The sequence below is a fragment of the uncultured Thiodictyon sp. genome, from assembly GCA_903837595.1.
Taxonomy (GTDB): domain Bacteria; phylum Pseudomonadota; class Gammaproteobacteria; order Chromatiales; family Chromatiaceae; genus Thiodictyon.
Map to the genome: position 1 here is coordinate 1 of CAILVI010000527.1, position 22,168 is coordinate 22,168.

Here is a 22,168-nt window from a genome sequence, read left to right on the forward strand (position 1 = left end):
AGGTACATGCCGTACGCCCCGTATCCGGATGCCGTCCGCGCCGCATCAGGATCGCGAGTACTTCGCTCACGCGGTCGCGCAGGTCACGGCGGTCGACGATCATGTCGAGCGCGCCCTTTTCCATCAGGAACTCACTGTGCTGGAAGCCTTCGGGGAGCTTTTCGCGCACCGTCTGCTCGATGACCCGCGGGCCGGCGAAGCCGATCAAGGCCCCAGGCTCGGCGATATTCAGATCGCCGAGCATCGCCAGACTGGCCGAGACGCCGCCCATGGTCGGGTCGGTCATCACCGAGATGAACGGCAGACCGCGCTCGCGCAACTGCCCCAGCGCGGCACTGGTCTTGGCCATCTGGAAGAGCGAGAAGAGGCTCTCCTGCATGCGCGCCCCGCCGCTGGCGGAGAAGCACACGAGCGGCGCGCCCTGCTCGATGGCGCTATCCACGCCGCGCACGAAACGCTCACCGACCACTGAGCCCATGGAACCGCCCATGAACTCGAACTCGAAGGCCGCGGCAACGATCGGCTCGCCCTTGAGCCGGCCGCGCAGGACCACCATGGCCTCCTTCTCCCCGGTCGCCTTCTGGGCCGCGGCCAGACGGTCCTTGTAACGCTTGAGATCCTTGAACTTGAGCGGGTCCGCGGACTCCATCTCGGCGCCCAACTCCTCGCGTTGCTCCGGATCGAGAAAACCGTCCAGGCGGCGGCGAGCGCGGATGCGGTTGTGGTGACCGCACTTGGGGCAGACCTCCAGGTTGCGCTCCAACTCCGCCCGGTAGAGGATGGCGTTGCAGCCCGGGCACTTGGCCCAGATGCCCTCGGGCACGGCGCGCTTGTGGCTGGCCTCCGTGCGGATGCGGCTGGGCATCAGCCGCTCAAACCAACTCATGGTCGTTTCTCTATTGATCGCCACGTTCGCCCCCGCCCTTAAGAACCGTTCGACTCGAGAAGAAGATCAGACACTCTATTCACCCGGCATCCGCGGCGTCGATGGCCACCCGCAGGGTCGCCAGGAAATCCCCGATCACACCAGGGATCAACTCGGGGGTCGTCCCGAGTTCCTCGATCCGACTGACCAGCGCGCTGCCGACGATCACCGCGTCCGCCACCGCCGCGACCCGCGCGGCGGTGTCCGCGTCCTTGATCCCGAATCCTACCCCAACCGGCAGTGGGATCAGTGATTTGATCGTGTCCACCCGCGCCGCAACCGCGTCCGTATCCAGTGACGCGGAGCCGGTCACCCCCTTGACCGAGACGTAATAGACGAAGCCGGAGGCCACCTCGCCGATGCGCCGGATGCGCGCGTCGGTGGAGGTCGGCGCGAGCAGATAGACCAGATCCAGTCCGTGGCCGCGCAAGGCCGCCACCAGGTCATGGCCCTCCTCCGGCGGCACATCGACCACCAGTGCACCATCGACCCCCGCCGCTTGGGCCGCGGCGGCAAACGGCTCGTAGCCCATGACCTCGATCGGGTTCAGGTAGCCCATCAGGACCACCGGGGTGTCCGGATCGTCGGCGCGGAAGGCGCGCACGATGCCCAACACGTCGTGCAGCGACACGCCCTGGGCCAGGGCGCGCTCGGAGGCACGCTGGATCACCGGGCCGTCGGCCATTGGATCGGAAAAGGGCACGCCCAGTTCGATGAGGTCCGCCCCGGCCGCGACCATGGCATGCATCAGCGGCACCGTGGTTGCGGGTTGCGGATCGCCGGCGGTGACGAAGGGGATCAGGGCGGTGCGACCACGGCCCTTGAGCGATGCGAAACGGGTGGCGATGCGGCTCACAGGACCAGACCCTCGTGCTTGGCGACCGTGTGCATGTCCTTGTCCCCACGGCCGGAGAGATTGACCAGGATGGTCTGATCGCCGCCCATGGTGGGCGCGAGCTTGGCCGCATAGGCCAGTGCGTGGCTCGACTCCAGGGCCGGGATGATGCCCTCGGTGCGGGTCAGGGTGTGGAAGGCCGCCAGGGCCTCGGCGTCGGTGATGGCGTCGTAGCGGGCGCGCCCGGTGTCCTTGAGCCAGGCGTGCTCGGGGCCGACCCCGGGATAGTCCAGACCGGCCGAGACCGAGTGGGTCTCGATGATCTGGCCGTTGGCGTCCTCCATCAGATAGGTACGGTTGCCGTGCAGCACGCCGGGCCGCCCGGCATTGAGCGGCGCGGCATGGCGGCCGGTTTCGAGCCCGTCACCGGCCGCCTCGATCCCGTATAGGGCGACCCCGGCGTCCTCAATGAACGGATAGAAGAGCCCGATGGCGTTGGAACCGCCGCCCACGCAGGCCACCAGTGCATCCGGCAGGCGCCCGGTGCGCGCCAGCATCTGGGCGCGCGCCTCGCGCCCGATCACCGCCTGGAAGTCCCGCACCATGGCCGGATAGGGGTGTGGACCCGCGACCGTGCCGATGATGTAGAAGGTGTCATCGACATTGGTGACCCAGTCGCGCATGGCCTCGTTGAGCGCGTCCTTGAGCGTGCGGGAGCCGGACTTGACCGACACCACCCGGGCACCCAGGAGCCGCATGCGATAGACATTGGCCTCCTGGCGGGCCACGTCCACCTCGCCCATATAGACCACGCATTCCAGGCCCAGACGTGCCGCCACCGTGGCACTCGCCACCCCGTGCTGCCCAGCCCCGGTCTCCGCGATGATCCGGGTCTTGCCCATGCGCCGGGCCAGGAGTGCCTGGCCGACGGTGTTGTTGATCTTGTGGGCGCCGGTGTGGTTGAGATCCTCGCGCTTCAAGTAGATCTGGGCGCCGCCCAGGTCCCGACTCCAGCGCACGGCGTGATAGATGGGCGAGGGCCGGCCTACGTAGTCCTGGAGGTCCGCATCCAGTTCGGCCAGAAACTCGGGGTCCGCCAGGTAGCGCTCATAGGCCGCCCGCAGTTCCTCCAGGGGATACATGAGAGTCTCGGGCACGAAGAGCCCGCCGTAAGGGCCGAAGTGGCCGTTGGCATCGGGCCAGTGATAGCCCGGTCCCGCGCCCGTTGCGGGACCCCGATCAGAAAGCATTGCGGGCGTTGTCGCCATCTCGTACACCTTGCATAAACGCATAAATCTTGGCCGGGTCTTTGATACCCCGGGCGGATTCCACGCCACCGCTCACGTCGACGGCGTAGGGCCGCACGCGCGTGATCGCGGCGGCGATGTTGGTCGGATCGAGCCCCCCGGCCAGCACGATCCGCGAGGCTAGGTCGGGGGGGATACGCCCCCAGTCGAAGGCCGATCCGGTCCCCCCCGGGAGCGCGGGGTCGTAGGCGTCGAGCAGCAGCCCGGCGGCGCCGTGATAGGCATCCGCCAGGGCCGCAAGCTCGACCCCAGGGCGCATCCGGATCGCTTTCATCCAGCGCCGGCCGACACTCGCACATAAATCGGGCGGCTCCTCACCATGGAATTGCACGAGATCCAGCGGCACCTGTTCCAGGACCCGGCGGACCGTCGCGGCCGTCTCGTCCACGAACAGCCCGACGGCCGTCACGAAGGGCGGCAGCAGCCGGCAGAGCTCGCCCGCCAGCGTCGGCGTGACTGCCCGCGGGCTGGGCGGATAGAACACCAGCCCGATCGCGTCGACCCCCGCCGCCACCGCGGCCGCCACGTCCGCGGGACGCGTCAGGCCGCAGATCTTAACCCGAGTTCTAGTCATCAATCCTCGCAAGACCGGATCGCCAGGAACCATTTGTTGTCCTCGCCAAGGCGCCAAGAACACAATGAAGACCTTATCAGCCCGTAGAAAATGGACAGAATTAACAGAATTTTTCAGGATTAACAGGAAAATAACTAAGTGGCTATCGGACAGTGGAAATCTTGGAAATCCCGCGAAATCCTGTTAATCCTGTCCAATTGCTCCCCGGCGGCCGCAACCTTCTGTTTTTCCTAATAGATCATGTAAACGCTGGGGCAAACCGAACTCCGCCGGGTAGTCCGCCCGCACGAAATACAGCCCTTGGGGCGCCGCCGTGACCCCGCCGCGGGTGCGGTCGCGCACCGCCAGCAGTTCCTGCGTCCAGTCCACCGGCGCATCACCGCGCCCGATGGCGAGCAAGACCCCCACGATATTGCGCACCATGTGGTGCAGGAATCCGTTGGCCGCGACTCGCAGTTCGATCACCCCGGCCGCCTTCGTCAGGTCCAGATAGTGAATCCGCCGCACCGGGCTCTTGGCCTGGCAGCCCAGGGCACGAAAGCTGGTGAAGTCGTGCTCGCCGACCAGCGCCGCCGCCGCCGCCTGCATGCGCCCGAAGTCCAGCGGGCGATGGATCCACAGTGCGCGATCACGCTCCAGGGGCGAGCGGGTGGGTCGCGTCAGGATGCGATAGCGGTAATGACGCGCGCAGGCGCAGAAGCGGGCATGAAAGGCGGGCGGGACCGGCTGCGCCCAACTCACCGCACAGTCAGCCGGCAGGTTGACATTGCTCCCCAACACCCAGGCGCGCGCCGTGCGGCTGGCCGTCGTGTCGAAATGGACCACCTGTTCCAGCGCATGGACCCCCGCATCGGTGCGTCCCGCGCACTGCAAGCGCACCGGGTGGTCAGCTACCCGCGAGAGCGCTGCCTCCAGGGTCTCCTGGACGGTACGCACCCGCGGTTGGGTCTGCCAACCGCAAAATGCGCTGCCGTCATACTCCAGGCCCAGGGCGATTCGCTCAGTGGACATGGCGAGCGCTGCGCGCGCGGGCAACGACGAGTGCGCGCTCGGCCACACTCAACCGACACGCCGCAGCAATTCCCGGGCCTCCGCGCACTGCGCCTCGCTACCCTCGCCGACCACCTCTTCCAAAATGCCCTTGGCGGACTCGTGGTCACCCATTTCGATGTAGGCGCGGGCCAGGTCGAGCGCGGTGGCGGCCTCGTCCCATACGCTGGAGTCCAGTTGCCACTGGGAGGAGAGCGCGTCCGAGTCCGGGGACCCGCGCGTGGTCGGCAGATCAGTCGCGGGGGGCGGGTGATTTGCAGGTGACGACACTGCCGCTGCGCCCCCGCCCTTGGTCAGCGTAAGATCACCACGCTGCGGGATCGTCCCGACCGAGTCCAGGTCGAAGTACTGGTCCAACGCATCGGGGACCGCCGAATGACCGACGGGGTTATGCAGTGAATCATCAAGGTTCAGTTCCAGGGCCGAGTCCCCAGGCGCGGCCACCGAACCACCGACCGGGTCAAAGGCCTCCGCGAGCGGTTGGCCGTCGAACGATGTATCCAGACTCAGATCAAGACTGAGTAACGGCTCGGCCGACAAGGACGGCGGCGGATACGCCAGCGCAGCGGCGCTGCCCGGTTCACTGCCCGCGGTACCGCGGCCGGACGGCGCGCCGACGAGCGGTCGCGCTGGTGCCGGCGCGCCGAGACCGGGGACGCGCGGGGGCGCCTCGGTCAGTGCGAGTGTAGCCAAGGACTCATGGAAGTCGCTGACATCCACTGTATAGACCTCGGCCGACTCGGTGCCGACGGTCTCGGTAGCATCGTTCATGAGTTCGTGGTCCCACGCGGGACCACTGGCCACGCCCTGTGCAGGAGGCGCGGATGCCGGCAGGCCGTCCGCGTTGACTGGGATAGCGGCGGCCATCTCAGACAGACGCCGCCATTGCGCCGGACTCGAACGATCCCCACCGGCCGCCTGCACCTCCTGCATCAGCCCACGCAAGGCCACGGTATCCTTTTCAGCGTAGTAGGCCTCCGCGAGTTTGAACATGAGGTCCAGGCGACCTGGGGTGTGTCGCATCTCCGCCCGCAACAGGTCCTCCGCCTCCCGATAGCGACCGTAGGCGATATAGATATCCGCCTCCGAGAGAATATCGGCTTCGTCGATGTCCGTGGTCATATCCGTCTCCGGCGCCGGCGCCGGCTCCGGTTCCTCCAGGCCAAAGGTCGCTAAGTCGAGGCTCGGACCCGCGCGAGCGACGTCGCCCCCCGCGCCCGCATCCTTCGCACCGGCAGCAGCCGACTCGGGAGGCAGCGACTCGACGGCATCGAACTCGCCATCGGAGCCACTGCCGAGCCGTCGCCGCGTGCGCATCCAGGCCAACGCACCAATGCCCAGCGCGGTCACGGCAGCGACAGCAGCCAGTGGCCACAGCAAGGCGTACCAGGTTGAGCCGCCACCGGCTGCCGACACGCCCGGGGTCGGTGCTAACCCCCCAGCCTTGGTGCTGGTGGCCACCGGGGGGCGGCCTGGCGCCCCGGTTCCGGCCGGCGCCGGCGACGACGGCCGGCTCTGCGACCAGGGAAACGTCCCCGCGGGTATGATGCCCGGGCGCGCCGCAGCTGTCGCCCCGGCGGCGCTGGGAGCGGTGCCCACGGCAGTCGGCGCGGCGACCGACGCCCGGGCAGCACTCGCGGACCCAACCGCGGTGACCGCGCTGGGCGTACCGGCGTCCGCCGATTGACCCCGGGCACCACCCGGAGACGCCGCGACACTAGCACCCGTGGCACTCGCCACTGGCGGCACTGCCGGGGGTGCATCCGCCGCCGCGGCCTTGACGCCCGGCGCAAGCCCCGCCCCACTCTGGACCCGAGCCAGTTCCTCGTTGCGTAGCCGCAGCAACTGCTGAATCTCGCTGAGCTGGGATTCCAGATCGTGGATTCGACCGCGCAGTTCGACCGTCTCCTGACGGGCGCTCTCGCTCGTCTCACGCACCAACAGCAGTTCCTTCTCCATGTCCTGCGCACCGCCGCCCCCACTGTCCGCTGCGGCGGCCTTCGACTTGGCGCCATCCCCGGCGGCCCCGGCAATGCGCAACCGTGCATCGCCTTTACCGGGAGCTCCGGCGGGGGCATCGGGGCCGGCGATCGGACTGCGCCGGACCTTCCCGCCCTTGATCGCTGACTCGAACTCCAGCTTGGCGGCCTCCGGGCTGAGGGCAAGTAACTCGCCCGGATGCGGCAGGGTCAGCATTTTGCCGATGATCAGCCGATTGATGTCACCGTTGGCAAAGGCGTCCTGGTTGGTGCGATACAGCGCCATGGCAGTCTGTGACACCGTAGCCCCGGGCGGCGTGTTGCCAAGCGCAAGGCGCCAGAGTCCGGCCCCAGAGCGCGTCGGACCAATGCGCTTGCCCGACTCCCCGCCGGGCGCGGCGACGGGCTGCGACCGCGGGGGCGCCTTGGCGGGCCGGGCGGGAGGCGCTTGCGTAGCTGTGGCAGCGGCGCGGGCCGGAGGCGCCTCGGCGGCGCGGGGGGCTGGTCGGCCCGGCGGCGGCTGATCCACCACCGGTTCTGCAATCCGCGGGGCCGCGCGAGCAGTGGTCACCGGGGGGTCGAGAAGCACCGTGTACTGCTTCACCAGGCGTCCCTTCGGCCACACGACCTCCACCAGAAAGTCCATGTAGGGTTCGCGCATGGGTTCCCGGCTGGAGACGCGAATCACCGGGTTACCGCGCGGGGAGATCTGGGGCGTGAAGCGCAGCTTGGTCAGGTAGTGATAGCGCTCGGTGCCGGCCCGGCTGAACTCCGTCTGGGGGGCGATCTGCACCTTGACGGCATCGAGCTCGTCCGGCTTGACATCGACGAGATCAATCTCACCGACAAACGGCTGGTCAAGGGCCGACTGCTGGCGGATGCCACCGATTCCCAAGGCATGCGCCGGCCCGCTGGCCAGGGCCAGCACCAGCGCTGGCGCCAGGCAAAGCTTGTGAGACATCCCCCTCCCTCGTTTCCGCATCAATTGCTCGGAACTATATCTGATCCGCGCCCGCCCACCAAGGGTGGGGCCGGGCGTGGACGCGCAACGCCGAACTCAGCGTTCAAGCAGGATGCGCAGCATCCGCCGCAGCGGTTCGGCCGCGCCCCACAACAACTGGTCCCCGACGGTGAAGGCGGCCAGATACCGCTCGCCCAAATTCATCTTGCGCAGACGCCCCACCGGGACCTGGAGGCGCCCGGTGACCGCCGCCGGTGACAACTCGGCGCTGGTGCGCGCGCGCTCATTCGGGACCACCCGCACCCAGTCATTGGCCGCGGCGATCAGGTGCTGCGCATCAGTCACGGACAGGTCCTGGTTCAGTTTGATCGTCAAACCCTGACTGTGGCAGCGCATCGCCCCGATCCGAACGCACAGTCCGTCGACGGGGATGGGGTCGGCGCTGCGGCCCATAATCTTGTTGGTTTCGGCCTGACCCTTCCATTCCTCCCGGCTCTGGCCGTTGGGCAGTTCGGTGTCGATCCACGGGATCAGACTCCCGGCCAAGGGTACTCCGAAGTGCGCGGTGGGAAAATCGCCGGCACGCAGGGTGGCGGTGACGACCCGATCGATCTCCAGGATGGCAGACGCCGGATCGGCAAGCTGCGAGGCGACGGTGCCGTGTAGCGCCCCCATCTGCTGGAGCAGTTCCCGCATCTGCTTGGCTCCGGCCCCGGAGGCGGCCTGGTAGGTCATGGCACTGACCCACTCGACCACCCCCGCATTGAAGAGCCCGCCGATGGCCATCAGCATCAGGCTCACGGTGCAGTTGCCCCCGATGAAGTCCCGCTGCCCAGCGGCCAGCGCGGCGTCGATCACCGCCCGGTTGACCGGGTCGAGGATGATGGTTGCATCGGGCTCCATGCGGCGAGTCGAGGCGGCATCGACCCAATAGCCGTTCCAACCGGCGGCGCGCAGCCGCGGGTAGACCGCCTTGGTGTAGTCGCCGCCCTGGCAGGTGACGATGACGTCACACTCGCCCAGGGCCGCCAGATCTGCGGCGTCGCCCAAAGGCAGACTGCCGCGCCCCACATCCGGTCCGGGCTGACCGGTCTGGGATGTCGTGAAAAAGACGGACTCCGGGATGTGCGCAAAGTCATCCTCCGCGCGCATGCGCTCCATGAGGACCGAACCCACCATCCCCCGCCAACCGACAAACCCGACACGATTCATTTCAGCAAATCCGCACAGATACTTAAGTAGAGCGGCCAGCTCTCACCAACCACTGATCACTGACCACTACTAACCACTGTTAGAGCGCCGCCACCACCGCCTCACCCATCGCGACCGTCCCCACCCGCTGCATCCCCTCGGACATGATGTCCGGGGTGCGCAGCCCCTGATCGAGCACGCGCGATACCGCCACCTCGATCCGGTCCGCCACCACGGGGGCACCCAGCGAGTAGCGCAGCATCATGGCCACCGACAACAGCGTGGCAAGCGGATTGGCCACGCCCTTACCCGCGATATCAGGGGCCGAGCCGTGAATCGGCTCGTACATGCCCTGACCGGCAGCGTTCAGCGAGGCCGAAGGCAACATGCCGATGGAGCCCGTGAGCTGGGAGGCACAATCCGAGAGGATGTCACCAAACAGGTTACCCGTCACCATCACGTCGAACTGCTTGGGCGCGCGCACCAGTTGCATGGCCGCGTTATCCACGTACATGTGGCTCAACGCCACGTCCGGATAATCGGCGCCGACGCTGGTCGCAACTTCACGCCACATCTCCGTACACTCCAGTACATTCGCCTTGTCCACCGAACACACCTTACGATGGCGCTTCATGGCCAGATCGAAGGCGACGCGACAGATGCGCTCCACCTCGGACTCGGTGTAGACCATGGTGTTGATACCCCGGCGCTCGCCCGACGGCAGGGTCTCGATCCCGCGCGGCTGGCCGAAATAGATGTCACCAGTCAATTCACGCACGATCAGGATATCGAGCCCGGAGACCACCTCCGGCTTGAGGGTCGAGGCCCCGGCCAACTGCGGATAGAGGATGGCCGGGCGCAGATTGGCGAAGAGCCCCAGGCCGGCGCGCAGACCCAATAATCCCCGCTCCGGGCGCTTGGAGATGTGCAGTGGTTCCCACTTGGGCCCACCGACGGCACCGAGCAGGACCGCATCGGCACCGCGGGCGGCCTCCAGGGTCTGCGCCGGCAGCGGGTCGCCCGTCTCGTCGTAGGCAACCCCGCCCACCAGTCCGTGTTCGAGTTCGATCGCCACCGCACCGCTCGCATTCAGTGCGTCGAGCAGCTTGACCGCCTCACCGATGATCTCCGGGCCGATACCGTCACCCGGGAGTACTAGAACTTTCTTGCTCAATCAATCATCTCCAAAATCATCAGCCGTAGCCGTAGGGTGGATAAGCGCAGCGCATCCACCAAGATGCCCCGGGGGTTTGGTGGATGCGGCGCGTGCAGGCTCAGTGCCAGTTCAAGATACTGTGCCGCGCGCCTTATCCACCCTACAAGTCGGCACCCGGACGCATCATCAGAACTGCCAGGGCGCCGCGACCCGCCGCTGCGCCTCAAAGGCGCGGATGGTGTCAGTATGCTGGAGGGTCAGACCGATGTCGTCCAGGCCCTCGAGCAGGCAGTGTTTGCGGAAGGAGTCCACGGTGAAGTGGACGGTCTGCCCGTCGAACTCCAGCGTCTGGGCCGGCAGGTCCACGCGCAGATGCAGGGCCTGGGGCCGGTGCGCATGGGTGAACAGCCGATCGACGGTCGCCGACTCAAGAATGATCGGCAGGATACCGTTCTTGAAGCAGTTGTTGAAAAAGATATCGGCGTAGCTCGGGGCGATGATCACCCGGATGCCGAAATCCGCCAGTGCCCAGGGGGCGTGCTCACGCGAGGACCCACAGCCGAAGTTCTCCCGCGCGAGCAGGACCTGGGCACCGGCATAGCGCGGGTCGTTGAGCACGAAGGTCGGATTCAGCGGCCGGCCGGTGCAGTCCATCTCCGGCTCGCCATGATCCAGATAGCGCCATTCGTCAAAGAGATAGGGGCCGAAACCGCTACGCTTGATGCTCTTGAGAAACTGCTTGGGGATGATGGCGTCGGTATCGACATTGGCCCGATCCAGCGGCACCACGACCCCGGTGAAGTTCTTGAACGGCTCCATCTACAGCGTCCTCACGTCGACAAAATGACCGGTCACCGCGGCGGCAGCGGCCATCGCCGGGCTCACCAGGTGGGTGCGCCCGCCCTGGCCTTGCCGGCCCTCGAAATTGCGGTTGGAGGTGGAGGCACAGCGCTCCTGGGGCTCCAAGCGATCCGCATTCATCGCCAGGCACATGGAACAACCAGGCTCGCGCCACTCAAAGCCGGCGGCGGTAAAGATGCGGTCCAGGCCCTCGGCCTCCGCCTGCGTCTTGACCAGACCGGAGCCCGGGACCACCAGCGCCAACCTGATGCTCGGGGCGACGTGGCGACCCTCGACCACGACGGCCGCGGCGCGCAGGTCCTCGATCCGCGAATTGGTGCAGGAGCCGATGAAGACCTTGTCCGGACGGATCTCGGTAATCGGCGTGCCGGGGGTGAGCCCCATGTAGGCGAGTGCGCGGCGGATGCCGTCGGCCTTGGTCGCGTCCAACTCGGCATCCGGGTCCGGCACCCGCCCGTCGATCGGCAGCACCATCTCTGGCGAGGTCCCCCACGTCACCTGGGGCTTGATGTCCGCGGCGTTGAGGCGCACCACCTGGTCGAAGTCGGCACCCGGATCGCTCGTGAGGGAGCGCCAGTTGGCCGCCGCGTGCTCGAACCGGTCGCCCTTGGGGGCGAAGTACCGACCGCGCATGTAATCAATGGTCTTCTCGTCCACCGCCACCAGTCCGGCACGGGCGCCGGCCTCGATGGCCATGTTGCAGACGGTCATCCGCCCCTCCATGGAGAGTGCCTGGATCGCCGCGCCGCCGAACTCGACCACATAGCCGGTGCCGCCGGCGGTGCCGATCTCACCGATAATCGCGAGCACGATGTCCTTGGCGGTCACCCCGGGGCCGACCGCGCCGTCGACGCTGATCAGCATGGCCTTGGACTTGCGCTGGAGCAGGCACTGAGTAGCGAGCACATGCTCGACCTCCGAGGTGCCGATGCCGAACGCCAACGCCCCGAAGGCCCCGTGGGTCGCGGTGTGTGAGTCGCCGCACACCAGCGTGCTGCCGGGCAGGGTAAAGCCCTGCTCGGGGCCGATCACATGGCAGATACCCTGGCGCGGATCGCCCATCGAGAACTCGGTGATGCCGAAGGTCCGGCAGTTCTCACCCAGGGTCTCCACCTGCAGGCGCGCGACCGGATCGGTGATCCCCGCGGCCAGGTTCGTGGTCGGGACATTGTGGTCAGGTACTGCCAGGTTCGCCGCCAACCGCCAGGGGGCGCGCCCCGTGAGGCGCAGGCCCTCGAAGGCTTGGGGGGAGGTTACCTCGTGGATCAGTTGCCGGTCGATGTAGAGGAGCGCCGTACCGTCCTCGTCCACCCGCACCACGTGATCGTCCCAGAGTTTGTCGTAGAGGGTTCGGGCACCCATGACGCCACCTCGTTCGCTAAATCGGGCACGCAAAAAAGCGCAACGCGCAAGGATAGACGGGGCGGGCCGCAAACTCAATTCCGGCGGTGCCCCGACGGCGGCGCGGTGGTCACTCGCAACCGCCTCGGCGCACCTGCCAACCGCCCGCCGCGGCCGATCTGCCAGTTCCACCGCGTCGATACTGGCCTCCGCGATGGCCTGGGGACGGGCGAGCTCGCCCCGCAGATAACGGTCGAGTGTCAGCTCGCGCCAGAGCTGATGGAGGCCGACGCGAAAGGCGGCCACCATCAGTTCGTTCTCGGGGCGATGCGTGGCCTGGGCGAGCTTGTTGAGGCAGTGCGCTGCGGTCTCCATTCGGGTCTCCTGGCAGTGCGTCGTCGTGTTGGTGCGGGCCTTGATCATCGCTGCGGCCCGCGGCGGCCCCTCCGCAACCGTCGAGGCTTACCGTGAAAGTCGCGCCGGGAGCGCGCTCCACGTCTCCCTCCCCTATTGGGGGAAGGCCGGGGAGGGGAACAGCCAAGGCGCCCGCCACTTTCATCTTGCGGGGTGGTGGTGCGGGCGCCATGGCCGTTAGCCGGTGGCGACGCTCGACAGATGCCGGCCTTCGTTATCCACACCCCGGCGGACACCTGCCAGCTATCGGCCGTCGCCGCTCCCAATCATTGGGCCTCGCCACCGAGATCGGCTGCACAAGAAAACCTTGCTTCCAAAGCAGAACCGGCGATAGAATTTTTCCTTAATGCTGCTTGTGTTAGCTTTTCGTTAACGGAAAAGGAGCGCATCGTGTCGACGTCAACGGTGAGCCCGCGTGTGGATGCGGGCAAGCTGGCCCTGATCCAGCATATCAACACCACGTTGCCGGTCTATGCCGCTCCGGAAGGACTCAGGAAACCGGTCAGCTTCATTGTTGACCTGCTTGAGTCCCGCCGCGAGGAACTGGGCTCGAACGCTTCAAACACGCAAGAAAGAAACCTAAACCTAATCACCCAGCCGGGAGACGATCATGTCCAGGAAAGCGCTTCGCACCCCCAATAAGTGGCAGCGCCGAAAGACGCTCCCGACCCTCCTGACCGGAGGCACCTTATTCGCCATCCCGGCCCTGGTGATGGCGGCCCAGACCGTTGGCCCGAACCCCAAGTTCACCACGAACACCGATATCGCGGTCACACCAACACCCAACACGCTCGCCCTCGGTCTCATTGACGGCGATACGTTTGCGGACCTGGTGCTCCCCATCAGCACCGGGAATTCAGTGTCCATTAAGCTGGGCAATGGCAACGGGACGTTCCGGGCCGAGGCCAGTTTCACGACCGGCCAGAATCCCAACCAGGCGGCGATCGGCAGCCTCAATAATACGCCGGCCAGCGGCGGAACGGCCGACAACTTCAACGACATCGTCACGGCCAACGAGGCGCCCGGCGCCGATAGCGTGTCCGTCTTGCTGGCCAATGGAAACGGCGGCGACTTCCCCACGCATGTCGAATACCAGACCGGCGCCGGCACGACCCCAACCTCGGTCGCGCTCGGCGATCTGAATGAGGATGGCGTGCTCGACATCGTCACGGCCAACTCGACCGCCAATACCGTCAGCGTCTTTCTCAGCGTGCTCAATGGCAATGGGACTTTCCCGGCAAATGGCACCCAATGTGGAGACGGCCCCGGCCCCCGCCATCACCAACCCGCGCTGGGTGGTACTGGCCGACGTGAACAACGACAACCACCTCGATATCATCACCACCAACTATAGCAACGCGTCGATGGGTGTCCTCCTGGGCAATGGCATCGGCGGTTTCGCGGCGGCCGCGCGTTATTCGTCGTCCGGCCCATCGGAATCGGTCGCGGTGGCTGATTTCAATGGAGACGGCTACAAGGATATCGCCACTGCCTGCCTCCCCTTCATCTCGGTGTTGATGAATAACGGTGCGTCCCCCGGTCCTGCCGGCACCTTCGGCGCGCCCGCGCAAATACCTTTCCCCTACTTTTTAACCAATGCCTTGCTGGCCGCGGATGTCAACGACGATGGCATTCAGGACATCGTGCTGACCGACAAGGCACTGCGTCTAGTCTCCATATTCATGGGTAATTTGAGCGGCACTTTTAGCCAGAACCGGATGGTGAATTTTGTGCAGGGGTCAGGCGCGGCTTACTCGGCCCTGTACGACATCAACAACGACTACAAACTGGACCTGATCACCGTCAATCCCACCGCCGCACCGTCTCCGACGGTCTCGGTGCGGCCCAACATCTCTGACCTGGCCTTGAACTTCGTCGGCAACACCATGTATATCTCGCCCCCCCCCACGCTCGACCGATAGCAACTTCGGCAGCCCGACCTGGGGCAGCACGATCAGGTATGTGATTCACTACAACCGGCCGGCCCCGGACACCACACCGTCATGGGGCATGTGGGCCCAGCGGTGGCCGGTCACCCGCACCGCACCGTTTGACCACCTGGTGGTTGATATGGCGCTCGCCCAAACGAAGGCGGGTTGCGAATCGCTCGCGAGCGCGACGCCCCCGGGCTATGGCGGTACCGTCGTCGCCGCCACCACACCACCACTCCCCGGCGGTACCACCGTCTGTTCGCGTCCCGCCCCGTTCAATGAACAGACCAGCGGCACCAGCTACACGTATCGCATCTACGCCCTTGGTGACCTGAGCGCCGGCTGGAGTGCGGCGAGTGCAGTGACAACCTTCGCGCGGCCGTAACCTAAACCCCATCAGCCCACAGCGCGCGGCCGGCAGGGTTCCCGCCGCCTGATCGAACCGGGTCACCACCTAGGACCGGGTGACGCCCACGCTCGGGGCTAAAGGGACCAGGCTCGAATGGCCCCAAAAGGGGCCAGGCTCAATTGAGTTTGCCGAAAAATGGCGACAGGATCAGAGCCATTCAAGTCTCACCCTCGGAGCAACCCGCGGCGCGTTAGGGTCGCGGCGGCGCCGCTATTGCGACCCCATGGAATCGAGCGATGTCGCATACACTGGCTGCGCATGGAACGGTTCGGGCGCCTGCGGGTCGACCGTAATCCAGACCCCGCCGACGATCGGCGCCCCCGGCACCTCCACCCGCGTGAAACGCTCGAACGCAGTCCCCCGCACCGGGTCCAGCAGCGGGTGATCCTGCCGATATCGGTGAGTATCGCCGTGGATCAACAGGACCGGCCCGCGGAATTGCCCCATCAGCGCAATCAGTCGATCCTTGAGACCACGGAAACCTTGCTGCCCCGGCTCGCGCTCAAACAGCGGGTCCGCCTGCATCATCAGGACCAGCGCGCGCGCCTCCCGACCCGGCGCGGACGCCAACATCCGGGTCAGGAACGCCTGATTGGCCTCCTCCCGCGCCGTGAACTCGGCCATGGCCGCCGGGTCATGGAGATCGCGCCCGTTGTCGCTGCCGACGATGTGCAGGGCGAGGAACAACACCCGGTCCACGACAAAGCCGTAGATCTCCGGGAAGCGCGGCCCGGCTCGGGTCAGGCCCAACGCGTCGAGGCGCAGCACCGTCGGGTCATCGTAGAAGACCTCCCGCACCCGCGCCAGCCTCAGGCGCGGGTCCAGCCCCCCGGCCGTCAGACGGTGGCAGTCGGTCCACTCATTGTCCCCTGGGGTGAAGACCAGCGGCACCGGCACCGCGCGAAAGAGTGCGGCAATGGCCCGCAACTGCTCGTCGCCGCAGCGGCTGCCGCCAGACTTGATGTCACCGACGTGGGCGATGAACGGCGGGTGTTGGACGGCGGCGGCGGCCAGCAGCGCCTGCAAAGGCACGACCTCGGACTCACTGTAGGGCAGGTCACCGAGCGCGAAAAAACGCAGGGGTGGCGACGACGCAGCCGTGGTCACGCCGGCCGGGGGCACGGTGGGCGCCTGCGCATGCACGGCCGGGGCGATCAGTAAGGTTGCGATGATCAGGAGGCGGGCAGCCGCGCTGCTGAATCTCAAGTGCTGGCACATGGGGCGGTCTCTTTAGTCTCGGCCGGTATTCTCCAGGATGATGCCGAGCTGCCGCACCCAACGCAAACCTGCCACGCGTGGCGGTGGCCGCAGATCGGCCGCACGCCCCGCCCGATCCCGGCTAGAATCAGTGCATGAACACTTTGAACCCTACCCCTTACGCAGACCTCAGCCCAGACCGGGTGCTCGACGCGGTCGAGTCCATCGGACTCCCCACCGACGGACACCTGCTGGCGCTCAACAGTTATGAGAACCGGGTCTATCAGGTCGGACTCGACGAGGCAGCGCCGGTCATCGCCAAGTTCTACCGGCCGGGTCGCTGGAGCGACGCCGCCATCCTGGAGGAACACGCCTTCAGCCAGGACCTGGCGGACGCGGAGATCCCGGCGGTCCCGCCCTTCGCCACGCAGGGGCGGACCCTGCACGAACACCGCGGCCACCGCTTCTCGCTCAGTCCGCGGCGCGGCGGGCGCACACCCGAACTGGAGGATCCGACGGTGCTGGAGTGGCTAGGCCGCCTGCTCGGGCGTATCCATGCCATCGGCGCAGTGACCCCCTTCGCGCACCGCCCGACGCTCGACATCCCGTCCTTTGGCACTCAGCCGCGGGACTTCCTGCTCGCCGGTGGCTGGATTCCCAAAGACCTGCTCCCGGCCTATACCTCGGTGGTCGATCAGGCGCTTGAGGGGGTCGCAGCCTCCTTTGCGCGGGCCGGCGACTATACGGCGATCCGACTGCACGGCGACTGCCACCGCGGCAACCTGCTATGGACCGATGCCGGCCCGCACTTTGTCGACTTCGACGACGCCCGGATGGGACCCGCGGTGCAGGACCTGTGGATGCTGCTGTCCGGTGAGCGCCCCGATCAGACCCGCCAACTGGCGGACGTGCTGGCCGGTTACGAAGACTTTTGCGACTTCGACCACCGGGAACTGCACCTGATCGAGGCCCTGCGCACGCTACGCCAAATCCACTACGCCGCCTGGCTCGCCCACCGCTGGGAGGACCCCGCCTTCCCCGCCGCCTTCCCCTGGTTCAACACCCAGCACTATTGGCAGGACCACATCCTGGCACTGCGCGAGCAGATCGCGGCGATGGAGGAAGGGCCGTTGTGGTCGGCCTGAGGATTTTGATCTTGCGTCGGATTACGCTTCGCTAACCCGACCTACGAAACCCAATACCGCACTCCGAGACAATTACCCATGCCAGAAGGGCAGCACCGCCGGTCCCAGACGTCGCGTCCACTCTTCGGCGCCCGGGCGACGCACCATCGCGCGGCTGGGAACGCGATGGAAGACGGCTGGACCGGGCGGCTCCACAGGCACAAATATCTACTGTTACTACTGATCCTGATCTGCGCCCTGATCGTCCAATCGGTTGACCGGCACCTGGTCGCGGCGACCGTGATTGCTGAACTGCTGGTGGGCATCTCGCTCTTCGTGATGATCCTGGTCGTTTTCGAGGGGCGCCGGGGCCGGTTTGCGGCCATCGGGTCGGGGGTACTCGTGATCGCCTTGGGTTGGGTCCGATACCTCTTTCCGGACGCCGCCCATGCCTGGATGGATATCCTCGAGAAGTCCCTTCTGATGGTGTTTCACGGCTGGGCCGCCGCCTTGATCCTGCGCGATGTCTTCCATCAGGAGCGCATTCGCACCGACGACGTGCTCGGGGCCGTGAGCGGCTATCTCCTGGCCGGCGGGGCCTGGGAAAACCTCTACGCCTTGTGCGCGATCCTCATCCCCGGTTCATTCAACATCAGCCCCGACCTGGCCGCCCAGTTCGGCGACGCTAATGCGGGTGGTGGGCTGTTTCTCTATTTCAGCCTCGCGACCCTGACCTCGGTCGGCTATGGCGACATTACCCCACTGCGCGGCCCGGTGACAGCCTTCGCCATGCTCGAAACGGTCTTCGGCCAGTTCTATATCGCTGTCGTCGTGGCCCAGATCGTCGGGATGCACATGGCACAAGGTCCTCGGGGACGGGGCGGGGAGTGAGTTCGCGCGCTACGCTCAGTGCCTCATGGTTGCCCGCCAGCCGCCGCGGCTGGGCAGCACCAGCGCCATCTCGACATAGGTCGCCGCGACGGCCTTGGCTGAGGTGATGTTGCTCAGGGTGCAGGTCGTGCCGCCCTGGCCCGCGCAGTCCCCGCGCCAACCGGCAAACACATAACGCGGGCTGATCGTGGCGGTGCAGGTACTGGAACCCCCGGGCGTGACCGGGTTGGGCGTGCAATTCACCGTGCCGGCACTGGCCGGATTGGCGCTGGCGACGATGCTGAAGCCGAAGTTGGCCGTCACGCCCTTGGCCGCTGTGACGTTGGTCAGTAGGCAACTGGCGCCGGTGCAATCGCCGCTCCACGCCAGGAAGGTGTAGCCAGGGTTGGCCGTGGCCGTGCAGAGGCTCGTACTGCCCTGGTCCACCGGGTTGGGAGTACAGCTTGCCGCGCCGCCTGTCGTCGGCTCGGCGGTGGTGGTGATGGCATAGGCGTTGAGGGTGAAGGTGCCCGCACAAGTGAAGGCACTGGCCGGCATGGCGAAACTGGCGGCACAGGGGGTGGGGCTCCAGCCGGTGAAGGTGCTGCCGGGATCCGACGTCGCAGTGAGGGCAACAGGGGCGCCCGCCGCATAGATGCCGCCGCCGCTGACGATGCCGGCTCCATTGCCCGCCTTGCTCAGGGTCAGGGCATAGCCGAGCGTGAAGGTGGCAGTGCAGGTCAGGTCGCTGGCCGGCATGGCGAAACTGTCGGCACAGGGGCTGGGACTCCAGCCGGTGAAGGTGCTGCCGGCAGCCGCCGTCGCACTGAGGGCGACAGGGGAACCCGTCGTAAAGGTGCCGTCGCCGCTGACCGTACCTGAACCAGTGCCGGCCTTGGCGGTGGTCAGGGTGTAGGTGTTGGCCGTGAAGGTCGCGGTGCAGGTCAGGTCGTTGGCCGGCATGGCGAAACTGTCGGCACAGGGACTGGGGGTCCAGCCGCCGAAGGTACTGCCGGAATCCGCCGTTGCGGAGAGGGTGACGGGGGCACCGGTCGCATAGGTGCCGCTGCCGGTGACAATACCCGACCCGGTGCCGGACTTGGCCACGGTCAGCGCGTAGGTCGGCACCGCACAAGGCGTGGTGACGATACTGACGTTGTTGTCCGCATCACCGTCCGGGGTGCTGGCGTTGACCGCGACCTGATTGGTGATGACGTTGCAGGGTGTTGGGGTGTTCACCACCAGGTTGATCGTGGCGGTCGCACCGGCGTCCAGGGACTCCCGATAGCAGTTCACCGCCCCGCCCGCCTCGATGCAGCCCCAACCGTCACCGCTTGCGGCGATAAACTGGCTGTCCGCAGCCAAGTGGTCCTCCACCTGGACCTCCCGCGCCGTCTGCCCAACGTTAGTCACCGCGATGGTGTAGGTGAGATCCGTACCCGGTTCCACCGGGCTCGGGGCCGGCGTCTGATGGATGCCCAAGTCGGTCTCCATCTGCACGGCTACCACGACTGTGCCGGTTACGGGGCCGTTGGTTACCGCGACCGTCGTGGTTCCATTACCGACGGCCGTCACCCGCCCGTCCGCATCGAAGTCCGCAACCGCTAGGTCCTGGCTCGCGTAGGTCGTCCCGGTCCGCGGTGCGGTCAGGTCCCGTTGGGTCCCGTCCGCATAGTTGCCCATGACCGCTAGGGATTGCGGCAGCCCCGCGTCGGTGATGAAGACATTGGCCGGCGAGATGCTCAGGGTTTGCAACGCGCTGGCCGGGACTACGTTCAGCGTCAGCTCGGCGCCGTAGAAGGTGCCTGCGGCATCCTTGCCGAGTAGTGCGATGCCGAAGGGACCGACCGCAGTCCCCGGGATGGTGAGTGCAAACTCCCAAGGCGGCGCGGCTCGCTGTTGCACGTCACCCAGGCTGATCAGCATCAGCGTCGTCAAGTTGACCCCGGCGTCCGGTTGGGCCGTCGCCGTCACCACCTGCCCCGGTGTTACGGTACTGCCGTCGGCGGGCGCCGTGAACTGGAGGCCGCCCGGCGCTGCTGCGGGTGCGACCGCCGCGTTGCGCTGGAGGTTGGAGGATGCGGACTGTTGCGCACAGGCGGAGATGGGGAACCCGGCACCGAACAGGGTTCCGTCCGCGGACGAAGCATTCAGCAGTTCCACCGCCCGATCCGCCACCGCATCCGTCTCCAGCGCTGCCGGACGGTCTGCGAAGGCCATGTGGATATGATCGAACTGACTGGTCTGGGGCGCCCACTCGGCGAACCCATCCCGCTGGCTCTCGACCCCCACGACCAAGTCCCCGCCCAGCGGGAAATTGGTCGATACGCGGGTATCGAAACCGGCCGCCTTCACCAGGCCCCACACCTGACAGACACTCGACAGGGTGGGGTCGCGCATCGCCTTATTCGCCAGGCACGCGATGTCCGCCAGGTCATTGACCGTCGGCGTATAGTCGCCCACGATGACGTGTGCACGAATATCAGTCGGCTGCTCGAGCATAGCGCAGAGGGGGCCGCTATTTGTCTGCAAATCCTCGATCGCCCCGAGATACTGGGCCGATGGGATACCCAGTAGCTTCTCGATCCCCGGACCGACTGGCCGATTCAACGACGCCCAGAGCAAGTCGGCCCAAGCCGATCCATGATGGGGCGAGTCCACTGTCACCAGCTTGTGGAAGTAACCTTGTCGGTAGTTGCTGTCGTTCTTGTACCAACCGCTGCTCGCCGCAATCCGGCTCAGGACACCGCCCATGCTGTGACCAAGCACATCCGCCTGGATCGTCGCCAACCCTCGATCCTGATAGGCCTTGCGGGCGCGGATAACCGCCGCGGGCGGCATCGGCTCATTCACCGAGAAATGGGCAAGATTGCTATAACGGTAATCGCCCACCTCGGCATCGACCGCGATCCCCGGAATCCGCTGCTTGAGCTTGGCGATGAAGGTGTTCCAGGTCTCACTGTTCGACGCCAAGCCATGGATCAGAACCACCGGCGGGCGCACCACAGTCAGCAAGCGGTCCAGCGGTTGCGCTGGTGGCGGGGTGCCGTCACTGGGTGCGAATTGGACCCGCAGCCGCAACGGCCGCTGCGCGGCGCTCAGGTCCGCCGGAACGCTGGCGCGGGGGAAGGTCTCCGGGGCCAAGTAGCGGGCGAAGGCGTAGTATTCGCCGGGCCTGTAGGCGATCGGCTCGGCCACTACGGCGAGGGTATTATTGCCGGGCTGACTGCCGTATCGCGACAGCAATTGACCGTCCTCCGTCGGCTTTCCGGTTGCACCGCCGTCCGCCCCGGCGATGGAGAAGGTCACGGTTCCGGGATGATTGGTCCGGGCGCGCAGCACCAATTGCGCCAAACCGTCGGTAGCGACGCCGCTCATCGCGCGGCCCTTACCGCGGTCGCCGAGGGTGATCGGATCGCTGCTGATGATGGCGCCAGAGCGGAAATCGATGGCGTCGAGGACTTGGAGATCGACGACGGGGCCGTCGCTAGGGAGACCGGTGTCGGCGATCTTGGTCACAAAAGCATTGTAGGCACCCCGCGGGTTGGGATACAGGGCGTTGACCGTAGGGAAGTTGGCGGCGGAGCTGGTGCCCCCGGTGACATAGGCGCTGCCAGCGCCGTCCACGGCGATCGCGCTCACAGCGGCGCCGCGCAGGTAAGTGGAATAAAATGAAGCGCTTCCCTGGGAATTAAGCTTAAAGATTAATCCATCTCCGCCACCTCTCGTCACATAGGCGTTGCCAGCGCCGTCCACGGCGATAGCCCTCCCTTCAGCATAGGAGCTGCCGCCCAGGTAAGTGGAGTAAACTGGAGCACTTCCCTGAGCATTGAGCTTAAAGATGAATGCATTTTCCCAACCCCCCGGGTTCGGATAAAGTGCGCTCTGCGTGGGAAAGTCGCTGGACGATGTGTATCCCGTCACATAGGCGCTGCCAGCGCCGTCAACGGCTATAGCACTCCCTACATCATCGGAGCTTCCACCCAGGTAAGTGGAGTAGACTGGAGCACTTCCCTGAGCATTGAGCTTAAAGATGAATGCAT

At 66.3% G+C, this 22,168-nt stretch carries 18 protein-coding genes and 1 pseudogene; 6 read left to right on the forward strand and 13 right to left on the reverse strand.

Annotation, left to right across the window (positions count from 1 at the left end; translation table 11 throughout):
- From accD to leuC, 10 genes are all read right to left on the reverse strand, one after another.
- Positions 1-886, reverse strand: an 886-nt coding sequence (accD, locus tag QZY44_RS32015) for an acetyl-CoA carboxylase, carboxyltransferase subunit beta (protein ID WP_295457162.1), incomplete at its 3' end; no start/stop codon positions are given.
- A 79-nt stretch (positions 887-965) separates the two neighbouring features.
- A complete protein-coding gene (gene trpA / locus QZY44_RS32020) occupies positions 966-1,781 on the reverse strand; it encodes a tryptophan synthase subunit alpha (RefSeq protein WP_295457165.1) in 816 nt (271 codons plus the stop codon).
- Positions 1,778-3,010: a tryptophan synthase subunit beta gene (gene trpB / locus QZY44_RS32025; RefSeq protein ID WP_295457168.1), complete on the reverse strand. Its 1,233-nt coding sequence runs from the start codon at positions 3,008-3,010 to the stop codon at positions 1,778-1,780. The genes trpA and trpB overlap by 4 nt, the downstream gene beginning before the upstream one ends.
- Positions 3,000-3,641, reverse strand: coding sequence for a phosphoribosylanthranilate isomerase (locus QZY44_RS32030; protein ID WP_295457170.1), 642 nt, complete (start codon positions 3,639-3,641; stop codon positions 3,000-3,002). Before QZY44_RS32030 ends, trpB begins: the two co-directional genes overlap by 11 nt.
- Positions 3,642-3,824: 183 nt before the next feature.
- The gene (gene truA, locus QZY44_RS32035) at positions 3,825-4,652 is read right to left on the reverse strand and encodes a tRNA pseudouridine(38-40) synthase TruA (RefSeq protein WP_295457173.1); all 828 of its coding nucleotides are present in this window, start codon (positions 4,650-4,652) and stop codon (positions 3,825-3,827) included.
- Between the two features lie 48 nt (positions 4,653-4,700).
- On the reverse strand, positions 4,701-7,631 hold the full coding sequence (locus tag QZY44_RS32040) for a FimV/HubP family polar landmark protein (RefSeq protein ID WP_295457176.1): 2,931 nt from the start codon (positions 7,629-7,631) through the stop codon (positions 4,701-4,703).
- A 96-nt stretch (positions 7,632-7,727) separates the two neighbouring features.
- Positions 7,728-8,843 carry an aspartate-semialdehyde dehydrogenase gene (gene asd / locus QZY44_RS32045; RefSeq protein ID WP_295457180.1) on the reverse strand — a complete coding sequence of 372 codons (1,116 nt, stop codon included), beginning with the start codon at positions 8,841-8,843 and terminating at the stop codon, positions 7,728-7,730.
- 79 nt (positions 8,844-8,922) lie between these two features.
- Positions 8,923-9,996, reverse strand: a complete 1,074-nt coding sequence (leuB, locus tag QZY44_RS32050; RefSeq protein WP_295457183.1) for a 3-isopropylmalate dehydrogenase — start codon at positions 9,994-9,996, stop codon at positions 8,923-8,925.
- A gap of 168 nt (positions 9,997-10,164) precedes the next feature.
- Positions 10,165-10,797, reverse strand: a complete 633-nt coding sequence (gene leuD / locus QZY44_RS32055) for a 3-isopropylmalate dehydratase small subunit (protein ID WP_295457187.1) — start codon at positions 10,795-10,797, stop codon at positions 10,165-10,167.
- The gene (gene leuC, locus QZY44_RS32060; protein WP_295457215.1) at positions 10,798-12,201 is read right to left on the reverse strand and encodes a 3-isopropylmalate dehydratase large subunit; all 1,404 of its coding nucleotides are present in this window, start codon (positions 12,199-12,201) and stop codon (positions 10,798-10,800) included. It lies immediately after the preceding gene.
- Between the two features lie 594 nt (positions 12,202-12,795).
- Between leuC and QZY44_RS32065 the strand changes: the two genes are divergently transcribed.
- The 4 genes from QZY44_RS32065 to QZY44_RS32080 are packed head-to-tail and all read left to right on the forward strand — an operon-like array spanning position 12,796 to position 14,910.
- Positions 12,796-13,236 (forward strand): hypothetical protein, encoded by a 441-nt coding sequence (locus QZY44_RS32065; RefSeq protein ID WP_295457190.1) that lies wholly within the window; start codon positions 12,796-12,798, stop codon positions 13,234-13,236.
- Positions 13,205-13,948 carry a VCBS repeat-containing protein gene (locus QZY44_RS32070; protein ID WP_295457193.1) on the forward strand — a complete coding sequence of 248 codons (744 nt, stop codon included), beginning with the start codon at positions 13,205-13,207 and terminating at the stop codon, positions 13,946-13,948. The genes QZY44_RS32065 and QZY44_RS32070 overlap by 32 nt, the downstream gene beginning before the upstream one ends.
- Complete coding sequence (locus QZY44_RS32075) at positions 13,905-14,516, forward strand: VCBS repeat-containing protein (protein ID WP_295457196.1); 612 nt, start codon at positions 13,905-13,907, stop codon at positions 14,514-14,516. Before QZY44_RS32070 ends, QZY44_RS32075 begins: the two co-directional genes overlap by 44 nt.
- Positions 14,517-14,556: 40 nt before the next feature.
- Positions 14,557-14,910 carry a hypothetical protein gene (locus tag QZY44_RS32080; RefSeq protein WP_295457198.1) on the forward strand — a complete coding sequence of 118 codons (354 nt, stop codon included), beginning with the start codon at positions 14,557-14,559 and terminating at the stop codon, positions 14,908-14,910.
- Between the two features lie 234 nt (positions 14,911-15,144).
- Here QZY44_RS32080 and QZY44_RS32085 read toward each other — a convergent pair whose 3' ends face one another.
- Positions 15,145-16,152, reverse strand: a complete 1,008-nt coding sequence (locus QZY44_RS32085) for a hypothetical protein (RefSeq protein ID WP_295457201.1) — start codon at positions 16,150-16,152, stop codon at positions 15,145-15,147.
- Between the two features lie 134 nt (positions 16,153-16,286).
- On the opposite strand from QZY44_RS32085, the gene QZY44_RS32090 reads away from it, so the two are divergent.
- Complete coding sequence (locus tag QZY44_RS32090; RefSeq protein ID WP_295457204.1) at positions 16,287-17,276, forward strand: serine/threonine protein kinase; 990 nt, start codon at positions 16,287-16,289, stop codon at positions 17,274-17,276.
- 78 nt (positions 17,277-17,354) lie between these two features.
- Positions 17,355-18,146, forward strand: coding sequence for a potassium channel family protein (locus QZY44_RS32095; protein ID WP_295457207.1), 792 nt, complete (start codon positions 17,355-17,357; stop codon positions 18,144-18,146).
- A 15-nt stretch (positions 18,147-18,161) separates the two neighbouring features.
- On the opposite strand, the gene QZY44_RS32100 is transcribed toward QZY44_RS32095, so the two are convergent.
- Both QZY44_RS32100 and QZY44_RS36050 read right to left on the reverse strand, forming a co-directional pair.
- The gene (locus QZY44_RS32100; protein WP_295457212.1) at positions 18,162-21,767 is read right to left on the reverse strand and encodes an alpha/beta fold hydrolase; all 3,606 of its coding nucleotides are present in this window, start codon (positions 21,765-21,767) and stop codon (positions 18,162-18,164) included.
- Positions 21,768-21,863: 96 nt separating this feature from the next.
- Positions 21,864-22,160, reverse strand: a pseudogene (locus QZY44_RS36050) (SBBP repeat-containing protein); the annotation flags it as partial.
- Between the last annotated feature and the right edge of the window lie 8 nt (positions 22,161-22,168).

Excerpts from the sequence above, each read along its gene's own strand:
- QZY44_RS32040 (WP_295457176.1), bottom strand. The coding sequence starts at position 7,631 with ATGTCTCACAAGCTTTGCCTGGCGCCAGCGCTGGTGCTGGCCCTGGCC.
- asd (WP_295457180.1), bottom strand. The coding sequence starts at position 8,843 with ATGAATCGTGTCGGGTTTGTCGGTTGGCGGGGGATGGTGGGTTCGGTC.
- QZY44_RS32090 (WP_295457204.1), top strand. The coding sequence starts at position 16,287 with ATGAACACTTTGAACCCTACCCCTTACGCAGACCTCAGCCCAGACCGG.
- trpB (WP_295457168.1), bottom strand. The coding sequence starts at position 3,010 with ATGCTTTCTGATCGGGGTCCCGCAACGGGCGCGGGACCGGGCTATCAC.
- QZY44_RS32070 (WP_295457193.1), top strand. The coding sequence starts at position 13,205 with ATGTCCAGGAAAGCGCTTCGCACCCCCAATAAGTGGCAGCGCCGAAAG.
- leuC (WP_295457215.1), bottom strand. The coding sequence starts at position 12,201 with ATGGGTGCCCGAACCCTCTACGACAAACTCTGGGACGATCACGTGGTG.
- QZY44_RS32085 (WP_295457201.1), bottom strand. The coding sequence starts at position 16,152 with ATGTGCCAGCACTTGAGATTCAGCAGCGCGGCTGCCCGCCTCCTGATC.
- QZY44_RS32095 (WP_295457207.1), top strand. The coding sequence starts at position 17,355 with ATGCCAGAAGGGCAGCACCGCCGGTCCCAGACGTCGCGTCCACTCTTC.
- truA (WP_295457173.1), bottom strand. The coding sequence starts at position 4,652 with ATGTCCACTGAGCGAATCGCCCTGGGCCTGGAGTATGACGGCAGCGCA.
- leuD (WP_295457187.1), bottom strand. The coding sequence starts at position 10,797 with ATGGAGCCGTTCAAGAACTTCACCGGGGTCGTGGTGCCGCTGGATCGG.
- QZY44_RS32065 (WP_295457190.1), top strand. The coding sequence starts at position 12,796 with ATGCCGGCCTTCGTTATCCACACCCCGGCGGACACCTGCCAGCTATCG.
- QZY44_RS32030 (WP_295457170.1), bottom strand. The coding sequence starts at position 3,641 with ATGACTAGAACTCGGGTTAAGATCTGCGGCCTGACGCGTCCCGCGGAC.